The organism is Dokdonia sp. Hel_I_63, from assembly GCF_007827285.1.
GTDB lineage: Bacteria > Bacteroidota > Bacteroidia > Flavobacteriales > Flavobacteriaceae > Dokdonia.
In genome coordinates this window covers 2,780,618-2,793,243 of sequence record NZ_VISD01000001.1, presented here as the reverse complement: position 1 = coordinate 2,793,243, position 12,626 = coordinate 2,780,618, and the positions used below count along the sequence as shown (strand labels likewise).

At 37.5% G+C, this 12,626-nt stretch carries 9 protein-coding genes and 1 riboswitch; of the genes, 2 read left to right on the top strand and 7 right to left on the bottom strand.

The annotated features are described in order from the left end of the window. Positions 1-12: 12 nt before the first annotated feature. From JM84_RS12175 to JM84_RS12155, 5 genes are all read right to left on the bottom strand, one after another. Complete coding sequence (locus tag JM84_RS12175) at positions 13-1,248, bottom strand: DUF2130 domain-containing protein (protein WP_013751693.1); 1,236 nt, start codon at positions 1,246-1,248, stop codon at positions 13-15. An 82-nt stretch (positions 1,249-1,330) separates the two neighbouring features. After that, complete coding sequence (locus JM84_RS12170) at positions 1,331-1,858, bottom strand: hypothetical protein (protein WP_013751694.1); 528 nt, start codon at positions 1,856-1,858, stop codon at positions 1,331-1,333. Positions 1,859-1,863: 5 nt separating this feature from the next. Continuing rightward, positions 1,864-2,655 carry an ABC transporter ATP-binding protein gene (locus tag JM84_RS12165; protein WP_013751695.1) on the bottom strand — a complete coding sequence of 264 codons (792 nt, stop codon included), beginning with the start codon at positions 2,653-2,655 and terminating at the stop codon, positions 1,864-1,866. Next, positions 2,656-3,681: an iron ABC transporter permease gene (locus JM84_RS12160; protein WP_013751696.1), complete on the bottom strand. Its 1,026-nt coding sequence runs from the start codon at positions 3,679-3,681 to the stop codon at positions 2,656-2,658. It abuts the gene before it with no gap. Further along, positions 3,674-4,855, bottom strand: coding sequence for an ABC transporter substrate-binding protein (locus JM84_RS12155; protein ID WP_013751697.1), 1,182 nt, complete (start codon positions 4,853-4,855; stop codon positions 3,674-3,676). The genes JM84_RS12160 and JM84_RS12155 overlap by 8 nt, the downstream gene beginning before the upstream one ends. Before the next feature lie 120 nt (positions 4,856-4,975). Further along, positions 4,976-5,182: riboswitch (cobalamin riboswitch) on the top strand. 32 nt (positions 5,183-5,214) lie between these two features. On the opposite strand from JM84_RS12155, the gene JM84_RS12150 reads away from it, so the two are divergent. Both JM84_RS12150 and JM84_RS12145 read left to right on the top strand, forming a co-directional pair. Further along, positions 5,215-7,071 (top strand): TonB-dependent receptor, encoded by a 1,857-nt coding sequence (locus tag JM84_RS12150; protein ID WP_013751698.1) that lies wholly within the window; start codon positions 5,215-5,217, stop codon positions 7,069-7,071. 8 nt (positions 7,072-7,079) lie between these two features. Further along, complete coding sequence (locus tag JM84_RS12145) at positions 7,080-8,153, top strand: YncE family protein (protein ID WP_013751699.1); 1,074 nt, start codon at positions 7,080-7,082, stop codon at positions 8,151-8,153. A gap of 78 nt (positions 8,154-8,231) precedes the next feature. Here JM84_RS12145 and JM84_RS12140 read toward each other — a convergent pair whose 3' ends face one another. Together JM84_RS12140 and JM84_RS12135 are read right to left on the bottom strand one after the other, a co-directional pair. Continuing rightward, positions 8,232-9,671: a S41 family peptidase gene (locus tag JM84_RS12140; protein ID WP_144784567.1), complete on the bottom strand. Its 1,440-nt coding sequence runs from the start codon at positions 9,669-9,671 to the stop codon at positions 8,232-8,234. Between the two features lie 140 nt (positions 9,672-9,811). Beyond that, positions 9,812-12,616: a TonB-dependent receptor gene (locus JM84_RS12135; protein ID WP_013751701.1), complete on the bottom strand. Its 2,805-nt coding sequence runs from the start codon at positions 12,614-12,616 to the stop codon at positions 9,812-9,814. Between the last annotated feature and the right edge of the window lie 10 nt (positions 12,617-12,626).

Here is a 12,626-nt window from a genome sequence, read left to right as displayed (position 1 = left end):
TATTTACAAAGGTTAATCTATCTGAGTGTCTGGTAAATCCAATACGGCAGAAGTCTCAAGCGCATTACCAGCAATCCCTTTTATAGAGCCAAATAACGCCGAAATATTTTCTTGTACCACCCAGATTTGCTTCTCACGAGATGCCCATATTCTGTGCATCGCTTTTTTCTCAGAGTTGAGCTGATTAATCATACCATCGTAGTTCTCTACAATGCGTTTTATGTTTTGAACAAACTCATTACTGGTAAGGTATCCATAAAGAAGCTCCATTTTGTCTCCTTTATTCTCGTCTGATGATTTTACTGACTGTGTTTTAATGAGCATTTCTCTCAGCACAAATGATACACTTTTTACCTCATGAAATCCACAAATCCAGACGCCATCTTTCTCCCCAAAACGATCCATATCGCTAGGGAACGTTTCAGTAACGATAACAGCAATATCTGCCTTACATTGTATTTGATCTTGCTTGAGTTTTTCTATCCAGTCATTTGAGAAATTCTTGGTACGCTTACTTTCATAAACGATTGAACCGCATTGTTGCTGGAGTCTATTAACAACATTTTGAATACAATCTGCACCACGTATTCCTTTACCTACCTCACTAATGTTATCAAAAGGGTAGGAGTGAGCCAGTAGCTCCTCTAGTGCAAGTTCTTGGACTTCTCCTTGCATTTGCATACTTCCTTGCTCTGCCTTGCGCTTCATCTCGTCTATAAGCTTCTTTTGATCGTTAAGCTTTTTTTCAAACTCCTTTTCTTTAAGGAACATAGCTTCACGCTCTTTTGCTCGAGCTTTATCTTCTATTTCTTTCTGGCTTTCAAGGAGCTGTTTTTGCATGGTGAGTTGTAACTCTTCTGCTTGTTCTTTTAGCTGATTTTCACGCTTTAGTAAATCTATTTCAGCAGACTTCAATGCGCGGTTTTCTTCCTTGCGCTTGTCGTTTTCTAACTGAAGTGATTTTAATTGTTGCTCAAAAGCTTCTTGAGTTGACTTTTCGATTTTCTCCTGCTCTTTAACTAGGCGTTGCTCTAGTTTTGCCTTAAAAAGCTCATTCTCACGCTCCTTTTTTTCTTCAAATAGCAAGACTTCTTTTTCAAGCTTTGCACGTTCTGCATTAAATTTTTCGGCTTGTTCGGCTACTTTACGTTCGTATTGCGCTTTAAACTGCGCTTGTAGTTTTCCTGATAACGCCTCTTCTACGTCAAAGTTATGAGCACAATTGGGGCATTTTATTTTATCAGTCATCGATCTCTTTATTTTTGATAGTAATTCCTAATATTTGGAAATATGCTATAAAGATAGGAGAAGTGGCAAACATACACTCGATTTACCAGTTTGCTTTTTCAACAAAAACATGTGATGGGATATCGACAGAAAGATAGTGGCTTATGTTCTTTGTACTTTGAGAATAAAGAGATAAGGTATCTCCCGCAAGCTCTTGATATTGCGGATTATAGAGCTGTTTGCCATTTTTATTTGTAATATAGTTTCTCGTAGATAAGGTATTGTAATTATAGTCATAATAGCCTTGGTCTGTTTTTTGAGCTCTTAGTGTATCTAGACTATTCAAATCAAATGCATCGAAAACCGCTAGCCTGCCGTCTTTATAAAACTTTAAATACTTTTTATAATTATAAGTAATTACTGCGTTTACCTTATCTGCATCATACTTATAATAATGAGCGACAAGCTTATACAGTTTTGTGGTATCTATAATTTTATAAACTTCATTTGACGTTATTGGATCCTCTGCAGAAATTTTATTAAACTCATTAGTTTGCTTTACAGTATTGCTATATCCAGAACAGCTCGTAATGATTATTAGGAGTACTATACTTGTGTAAAAAGTTTTCATGGTGATTATTTGAGAAAAAAGATACGTTTTTCTCTGTCAAACGCTACATGTTTAGAAGGAAACAAGGTATCAAAGACACCATCGCTTATCAAGCTAGATGGTGAATCAAAGTGCGTTGTACCACTTTTCATGACTATCATTTTGTCACAAGCGTTTAGCGCATAAGGGATATCATGTGTGGAAAATAATATTGTTTTACCATGCGTATGGGCTATAGAGGTAAGCAGTTTTAACAGAGAAGCCTTATGATGCAGGTCGAGATGCGTCATGGGTTCATCAAGCAAAATTACGTCTGTGTTCTGAGCGAGCGCACGTGCTATTAGAACTCGCTGAAGCTGCCCATCACTAAGCTCGTGGCATTTTTTATCTTTGAGTGTGAAGGTCTCCGTATTTTTAAGCGCCTCGATAATTACTTCCTTGTCAGTATCAGAGATAATTCCTAACCAGTTGGTGTAGGGTTGTCTTCCTAAGGCTACAAGTTCGGCAACAGATAGATTTTTTGAGATAGGTTGGTTAGTAAGTACAACACTAAGTTGTTGTGCGAGTAGGGATGGAGTAATGTTTTTTATTTGCTTTCGCGAAAGCGTAACCTGACCACTCACAGCAGGTTGCAATCCTGATAATGTGCGGAGCAATGTGGATTTTCCTGCTCCATTAATTCCCACAACACCTATGAGTTCTCCTTTGTTTATATCTAGGTTTATGTCGCTAGCAATGACAGTATTTACTGGTGATGCCAGATAGCCTATGGAAAGATCTCTAGTTTGTAAAATGCTATGTGAGCTCGGGTTATTCATCTAGAAAAGTAATTTCTTTTTGCGCACTAATAACCAAATTACAACAGGAGCTCCTACCATCGCAGAAATTGCGTTGATGGGAAGTGTAAATTCGCTAAAAGGTACTTGCGCAATTGTGTCACAAATAAGCATTAAAATGGCGCCTCCCATAATTACTGCGGGTAATAATATAATGTGTCTTGTAGTATTAATAACCTGACGTATAAGATGCGGCACCGCAAGACCTATAAAAGCAATAGGACCAGCAAAGGCAGTAATACTGCCGGCTAGCAAACTAGTGGCAATAATTATGAGTAGTCTGGATCGTGAGAATCTTGTTCCCATAGTTTTTGCATACGCATCGCCAAGTAAAAAACTATCGAGTGATTTTAGACTTGCGATGGATAAAACTAATCCTGCGGCAAAGCAAAGTGCTAAAATTCCAACGCCATTCCATGATAAATCACCAAGACTTCCAAATGACCAAAAGACAAAACGCTGTAACTCCTCGGCTTTACTGAAGTATGCTAGAACGCTCACTACGGCGCTAGTAAGGCTGCCTACCATAAGACCTATAATGAGCAATGCCATGGTGTCTTTTACACGTGTAGCGACTCCTATAACCATGAGTAATACCAGAAAACTACCTACGCTTGCGGCGATTATAAGACCCCATTTGCCAGAAAGAAGTGCTGTAGAAAGCCCGAGAGCGGTACCTCCCAGAATGTATAATGCAACCCCTAAACTTGCTCCACTACTAATACCTAATACAAAAGGACCTGCCAGCGGATTACGGAAAAGTGTTTGCATGAGCAATCCAGATACCGCAAGTCCAGATCCCGCAATAATTGCAGTGATAGCTTTAGGTAATCTGTAGTCTACAATAATATATTCCCAAGAAGATTTTGAAACCTCAGAACCTACAAGGCTCGCAATAACATCCTGTATAGGTATAGCAACAGATCCTAGACTTAGATTTGCTAGTATACATACTAGCAACACTAGCGTAAGAATGAGAAATGTAGGGATGTAGCTATTGTTATTCATCTAGTGTGTCAAAAAAGGTAAATGCCTCTGTGATCATTTCTGGATGTAAGATTTTGGCAAGATCTCGCAATACTAAATCAGGTCTGTTAGGCGCTAGCTCGTAATATAACAAACCGCCAGTTTCTCCTTTGTACTTTGCAAACGTGTAAACCTTCTTGTTTTTAAATGCGTCAAACTGAGCATAAGCGGGATTGTCACTCGCAAGCTTAGCATAACTAGTGTACTGTCCTGGTGCTATCCAGAAGTCGGCTTGCTGTCCTTTCTCTAGCACAGATTCTATACTTAGTGCGATACTTCCAGCTCCCTCGGTCTCAGACCACAAGTAATTACCGCCAGCATCTTCAAGCACTTTTGCTTGCCAGCTGTCACCTTTAGGTAAGTACCAGATATCTTTAAACATGCCTCCACTTAAAACTGTAGGCTTATTCTCTATAGCGGCTATTTGCTCTTTTATTAGATTGTAGTTGTTTTTAATATGATTAAAAATGCTATCTGCCTCGCGCTCCTTGCCATAAAGTGCGCCAAAAAACTTAATCCATTCTGCTTTTCCTAGTGGGTCTTTCTCCACCCAATCTCCATTATATAGTACAGGAATTCCAGCTCGTTCTACACTGTTAAGCGACTTGTTTTCTCCCTCTACACCAAAGCTTATAATTGCTTCTGGGCGCAGCTCGATAGTGAGTTCTGTATTGAGAGATTCATTTTGCCCAAGGTCAATGATTTCTTTGTTTGCAATACGCTTTCGCGAAAGCGGACTAGAAATATAATCAAGATTAGGAAAACCTTTTAAAGTCTCTGCAACACCTAGCATTTCTAACGAAGGGATATGTGTCGTAGAAGTAACGACAACAGTGTTTAACGGCGTTTTGAGAATTGCATCTACACCTTGTGATTTAAGCGTTTCTTCTAGTGTGTTAGACAGCTCTATATCTGTATTATTTCCAGAAGAATCTCTCGGTATTAGAGCATACTTAAACACCTTTTGCGCTCCAGGAAATGCTTCTGTAACTGTAATAATTGTATGATTTGTGTATTGTTTTATAGAGAATCCGTTTGCATAATCTATAGACAAAGAAATGCCTTGGCTTTCGTTGTTTTTAACCTCTTTTGATTTCTCTTTACATGAAATGAAAAGCGATAACAAGCCAACTAGAAATAGGGTAGTATTCTTCATCTGTCAAAAGTAGCATTAAAATAATCAATGCGACAAGGGCTCATTTAAGTTTAGAAATTTGCGACTTGAGGTTGTGATTAGTTTTCAACTATTTATAGATAGACTGAAACATAGTTATGTATATTTGTGCCGAATTTTGGTTCTGATGTGCTACACGAGCACGGAGGATTAATAGGGAATTCCGTTAAAAACGGAAGCTGTTCCCGCAACTGTAAGCTAAGCCCTTTAGGGGTTTGTTACTACTACAAAGCCACTGTCGCAAGGTGTTGTGATGGGAAGGTGTAACAAAAGCAAGCCAGGAGACCTGCCACAATTCTTAATTAAAATCAAGCGACTCTCGGGTAAAGAGGCGGTAGATAATGAGACATATTTTTCTTTTTATTGCAGTGATGCTGTATGCACACGCGTCTGTTGGACAGATAGATACACTTCAAGTTTTACCTGAAGTGATATTGAGTGACGTAAAGTTACGAGAGCACAGCGTGGGGATTGCAATTCAAAAAGTATCTGATAGTATATTACAGCAATCTAGAACATCTCTTACAGATGTTTTGAAGAATAATACAAGTATATACTTTAGAGAAAATGGTCCTGGTGGGGTTTCTTCGGCGTCTTTTAGAGGAACAAATGCTTCTCAAACAGCCGTGGTGTGGAATGGTATCAACATCAATAGTCAGCTCACAGGTCAAACGGATTTTAATACCATCTCCACAAATAATTACGATAATCTTGATGTGCGTGCAGGTGGTGGTAGCATTATTTATGGTTCAGGAGCAATAGGAGGGAGCGTCCATCTTAATAATGAGATCCAGTTTTATAAACATGCGGAGACTACAATTTCTGCTGGTTACGGGAGTTTTGATACGCAGGTAGCACATGCAAAAACTCGATTTTCTACAGAGAAATTATATGTCGATGTAGGAGCAGATTTCCAGCAGTCTGAAAATGATTTTGATTATCTTGATACAAATGATTTGTTTAATGCAAACGGTCAATATGAGAATCTAGACCTCAATTTTAATGTGGGCTACTTATTATCAACTGCTAGAGACAAAACTCACATTTTAAAATTACATCACAATACATATTTAGGTGATCGCAATTTTTCTGGAACGCTCACTGCACCATCTAATGATGCTTATGAGGATCGCAACACGAGAACCTTAGTTGCTTGGGAAAATCTAAGCAAGCGCTATGATGGTATTTTAAGGCTAGCACATATCTATGAGCAATTTAGATACTATGCAAATAATGAGTCAGACCTTAATGACTTAGGGAAAGCCACGCGTTACCTAGCAAACTATGAGGGAACTTTAAAAATAGATCCATCCAAGAGACTTACTTTTTTGGGAGAAATAAACACCATTTCGGCAGCGGGAGCTTCTATTGAGAAAGCATCTAGAACGAGTGCATCTGCTGTTGCATTGTGGAAACACCAATTGCTGTCGGCATTACGTTATGAAATACAGGTAAGGCAGGAAGTTGTTGAAGATTATAGTAGTCCATTCTTACTAGGGGTTGGTTTGGATTACGCTTTCGCGAAAGCGTATAAATTTTCATTCAACGCTTCCCGCAATTACCGTATACCTACATTTAATGACACCTACTGGGCGGGACCTGGGGCTACAGGGAATCCAGATATTCAACCAGAAACTAGTAAACAAGCCGAGTTAGGGGTTTCTAGAAGCCAGAACAACATCACCTTAGGTTTGCGAGGTTTTTATATAGATACGGACGATCTCATTAAGTGGCAACCTAATAGTGCGGGAATATGGAGTCCAGTAAACATTGAAGATACGGAGCATTATGGTGCTGAATTTTCTTTTAAACTAGATAAGAAAATAGGACAGCATCGTCTGGCAGCAAGCGCAGCATACGCTTATACAATTGCAGAGAATGCAGAAACTAATAGGCAACTTATTTATGTTCCTAAAAATAAAGGAACTGTGGGAGTGAGTTATAATTATAGTTGGCTTAGTTCATATGTGCAGGGAATTTATAATGGAAGTGTATTTACTACAACAGATAATACTTCAACAGTGGCAGATTCCTTTGTTGCAAATGCAGGCATAACTGCAGAGCTCTTTAAAAATGGAAATCGTAAGATGACCTTATCCACCAAATTGAATAATGTCTTGAATATAAATTACCAGACGGTCGCTTTTAGACCTAATCCTGGCCGCAACTTTTTAATACAAACAACGTATACTTTTTAAACACAATTATGAAAAAAACAATTTATTTATTATCCGTACTATCGCTATTTGCTTTCTCTTGTGAAAGTGATGATGACTTCACAGAGCCGATTATAGAAGTAGAAGTAGAAGATGAGGCCTATGAGAATGGATTTTTAGTGACTAATCAAGGACCTTTTAATAATGGTTTTGGAACAGTCTCGTTTATCGACGAAGGATTAACTACTTCAGAAAATAATATTTATCAAACGGTAAATGATGATAACCTAGGTAACATTGTACAGTCAATAGGGTTTACAGAGGATAATGCTTATGTGGTTGCAAATATTGGGAATAGACTAACGATAGTAGACAGATTTACATTTGAGGAAATAGCTCGTATAGAAACTGGTTTATCTAACCCAAGATTTTTTACAAGTGCAAACGGGAAAGGATATTTGACTAACTGGGGAGATGGAGCAGATGCTACAGATGATTATATCGCAGTTATAGATCTTAGCACTAATACAATTACCAATACTATCGCAGTAGAAGAAGGACCTGAAGAAATACTATATAATGGCACATATCTTTATGTAACAAACCAAGGTGGTTTTGGTGTAAATGATATTGTTACTGTAATTGATCCTGCTACAGATACAGTGATTACAACAATACCAGTAGGTGATGCACCTAATGGATTAGAGTTAGATAGCTCAGGGAACTTATGGGTGCTTGCCGGTGGTTCACCATCATTTACAGGTACTGAGACTGCAGGGAGTTTATCTGTAATCAATACAACTACCAATACTGTATCTGCTTCATTTGATTTTGGAGTGACAGATCACCCTAACTATATTAATATAGAAGGCCAGAACCTTTATTACTATTTAAATGGGGAGGTTTTTGTTTCTTCTACTACAGATTTTGAAATACCTACGACTCCAGAATTAACAGGATTATCTTTATTTAATATGATTGTACGAGGAGATACTTTATTAGGTACAAATGCAGGAGATTTTGCAAGCAACGGTTCGGTTGAAGTTTATAATGTTTCAACAGGAGAGTTAATTAATACACTTACAGTTGGTATCATACCTGAAAACATTTATTTTAATGAGTAGTATTCATTTCTAGAATAGATTATAATAAAAAAGGGGTAACGTATTGTTACCCCTTTTTTATTACTCTTAAATTGATGTTTATAAATCGATGCGATCTACCATCATACGCTGGTATAATGGATCTTCTTGTTCTGAATCGTAAATAGATCGTTGTATGCTGGTATTGTAGTTTGTGCTACTTCTACCATTTAATATAATGTCTATAGCTGCATCTAATAGTGGCTCCCCTAGTTCACCTAGTTGTCCAAAGTTTTCAAAATCTTCGGCAATTAGTAAGTCTGGTGTAAACCCATCAAAGTAGTCTGTTAGCCCGTCAGCGTTTACAGATTTTAATACTAATGGAAGCATTACATAACGGTGATTAGGATTTGCCTCAGAGCGACGGAAATTAGGTGCAGGAGCATCATATAATAAAAATGAACCTTCAAATTTACCTACGGTGTTAGTTCCTATTTGAATTACCTCAATGTAAGGATCAAGACCACTTAGTATAAGTTCGCTCGCACTTGCAGATCTTCCTGTTGTTAATACAAAAACTCTTGTTAATCCTAAGCTGTTTATAGCAGGGCCATCATCTCCAGAGCCTAGATTATTATTAAATCTTCTTACAAATTCATTTTCTTGATTTCTATCTGCATTATACTCTTGCGTTATGAATTCTTCACCGTTAAATTGCCCAGTAATCATTGTAGAGAGATCATTTGCGGTTTCTATAGATCCACCTCCATTATATCTTAAATCAAGAACAAGATCTGTAACTCCCGCACTACGGAATTGTGCAAAAGCAGCGTTGAGTTCGCTATCAAATTCATTAGTAAATCCTGTGTAATGTAGATATCCTATTTCATTACCTCCTACACTTAATACGTTTACCGTATGTACAGGGTTTATGGTGAGTTCAGTTTTTGTAATTAGAATTTCTTCTCCTGTAACAGTGAAGTCTGTTCCATCATAGGTCGCTAATCCTATGGTGTAAGTATCTGGTGCAAAAAAGCTATCAAAATTTGTGCTTCCATCTATCGCTTGTCCATCGCTACTTGTGAGTGGTTGTCCATCTACAAGTGTAAATATCATTCCTCGCTCTGCTCCGGCAAGATCTGCCGGGCTGCCATTAACTACATAGCGTACAACCCCAAAAGCAGTAGTAGGATCGTTGGGCATAATTAATAAAGATAGATTTAATCCAGAAGAAGTACGTATACCTGCAAGGGAGTTTTCAAGAGCAACATAGTCATCTCTTAATATACTGAAGCGATCTCTTGTAGATGTAAGCGCATCAAAAGCAGCTTCTGGAGAAGAGAACTGACTTAAATAATCAAATCTTGCGGCGTCATTATCAAAAAAGTCATTTGCTAGTTCTGGTACGTCTTCTTTATATAACGACCAATAATTTAGCCCTCGATATACAAAGTCCGAGATTTCTGTGCTACTAGCTGGTCTTAAATTATCATCAAGGTCATCATCACAAGAACTTAAGAATACAAGAAGTAAAAGTGATAGGAGTGTTATGTTTTTCATCAATAATGAGGGTTTAATGTGACTTACTGTAAATATAGTTAAACGTAATAGCACAGCAAAGATTACAAGGAATCACGTAATTTCATAAAAAAACCTCTCTATAAATGAATATAGAGAGGTTTTCATTAAAAATCAGATCCTTAGAACTGGTAGTTAAGAGATAAGTTAAACATAGTACCTAACTGGCTAAAGTGATAACCGTCATACGTCATCTGAGAATAACGCTGGTTAAAAGTTATTAAATTAGACTGATTTTGCGTTGCTGCAGCATCTGCTAGTATAGCTGACCCTGCTGCATTTTCTGCTTTAAATTCCCACTCTGGTAATACATTCAATAAGTTGTTTACGTTAAGTGCAAGCGTGATCTTTTCAGTTACATTATAGTTGATACCAAGATCTGTAACAATCTTAGGGATAAACTCTGTGCGTAAGTTGTCATCAAGCCCTTGTTGCTTAAATGTAGTCTTTCCGAAATATGTATTGTTTAGAGAGAAAGCAAACTTCCCAATATCATAGTTACCACCTAAGATCCACTTAGTTCTAGGTCTAGACGTGAAGAATAATGCTTCTTGCGTAGCGTTTACTACAGACTGTCCAGAATCCTCAACAAGTTGTGGATTTTTTACAGCACCATCACGTTCATTTGTAATTGTATAATTACCAGATAGATTAAGTCCAAGCTTACCGTTACCTAGCTCGATATTTCTTTTACTAATCACTACGTCAAGTCCAGAAGTTCTTGTGTCAATAGCATTAGAAAAGAAACTTACATCGCTCAGGTTATTGTCTCTTAAAATATCATCTAGTGGAGTAGTACCTATATTATTTCCATCATCATCAAAAGCAGTTCCTGTAATTTCAGATCCTAACACGATACGATCTTTTACAGCAATGTTGTAGTAATCTACTGTAAACGTAAGATTGTTTGCTAGTTTACCACCAAAACCAATGGTGAAGTTATTTGATGTCTCTGCATCTAGTTCATCAATTCCTAATAATTGGGCTTGTGTAGACACGTTATTTACTAAACCTCCCACTTGAATACCTTGACCTGGGATAAAGCTATATTGTGCTTTTTGTGTATAAATCTGGTGTAATGTAGGAGCTCTAAATCCAGTAGATAATGAACCTCTTACTGTGAGATTGTCTGTAAGCTTATAGCGTGAGCTAAATTTATAAACAAATGTATTACCAAAATCAGAGTAATTTTCTGTTCTAACTGTTCCGCTTAATAAGAAAGCATCAGTAACGTCATAATCTAAAGAGAAATAACCTCCAAAGTTGTAACGGTTGAATTTTCCAGAGTTTTCTGGGCTGTTACCTGCAAAAGAATCTGCACCACCACCATCATAAGAATCAAGCTTTCCTTCAATTACCTCAAATACCTCATTTCTAAACTCAGCACCAAATCCAATACTTACTTTGTCTGAAAGTACTCTAGAGATATCAATGTTACCTACATTATGAGTAAATTTTGTTCCACCCGGATCAAATGATCTAGCACTGTTTTCTCTATACAGTTGAGATCCTTCCGTAAGTTCTCCATCCTCAACAGTACCATTACCATTTCCATCAATGAATACAGCAGGAGAGTAGACAAAATTTCCATTTTGAGAGTTATTCACTTGGTACGTTTGTGTGTTTCCACCCGTTGTATAACTAGCGTCAACATTCCAGTCATTAATGGTAGTTCTAATTCCAATTGTACCATTATAATCATTAAGTAGCCCTTCAAAAGTAGGAACATAACCATCATAACCACCTGGGTTGTTAGGGTTGTCTCCTGGGAAGAAGTCTCCTAAATAAGGAAATTCTTCAATTGTTCTCCAATATGGAGTTCTGTAGTTTGCAAAACTATTTACCTTCTTATAAACATAAGCGGTATTGAAATACAACTCAGTATTATCACTTAAGTCAAAACCTCCATTTACTAGAAATTTAGAAGATGCAGTTTCTGGTGATCCGTTAATGTTATTTGCATCTGGGTTACGAGATAAAAATTCTTGAACATCTGCAAGGTCTGCTCCAAAGTCACCAGCTTCTCCAGCAGCATCTACTGTACCAGGTCTGTTTGCAAGGTTTACTTTAGAGAAGTCTACGGTATAGTTTATAAAACCTTTGTCATCTCCTATAGTAGAACCATTATTCACACTGATTCCTACCATCTCACCATCACCTTCAGAAGTGATTCCTGTTCTTAGCGTCGCCGAACCTTGATTATCATTATCTTTTAAGATAACGTTCATTACACCAGCAATTGCGTCAGATCCGTATTGTGCAGATGCACCATCACGTAATATTTCTACACGCTTGATTGCATCTGTAGGGATTGCAGAGATATCTGCACCAGTCTCCCCACGTCCTGGAGAAGTTTGAGTATAAAGAAGTGCACTTAAGTTCTTACGTTTACCATTGATTAAGATTAAGGTTCTAGAAGGCCCCATGTTTCTTATTTCATAAGGATCTAGAAGAGAAGTTGCATCATTTACAGGAGTTTGTACTGTATTAAATGATGGTATCTTGTACTGTAAGGCTTTGTCAAATGTTACTTGACCTGTAGTTTGTAGTTCTTTTGCAGATACTACATCTACTGGTACAGCAGTGTCTACCTGACTTCTAGGAGCAGTTCTTGAGCCCACAAGTACCACTTCACCAAGACCTACACCTTCTTCAAGTGTTACATCAATTGATGTTTTACCATTTACTGCTACGCGTTTTGTGTCAAAACCTAAATAGCTTATTTCTAAAGTACCGTCGCTCTGTACTGTAATATTATAATTACCATCAAAATCTGTGATAGCGCCATTGGTAGTTCCTTTTTCAATGACGTTTGCGCCAGAGATGGGAACATTGTTTTTATCTGTTACTGTACCTGTGACAGTAACTTGGGCAAATGAGGTCACACCAATTAATAGACCTAAAAGAGTAAACGTGAGTTTGTGCATAGTTGATTTG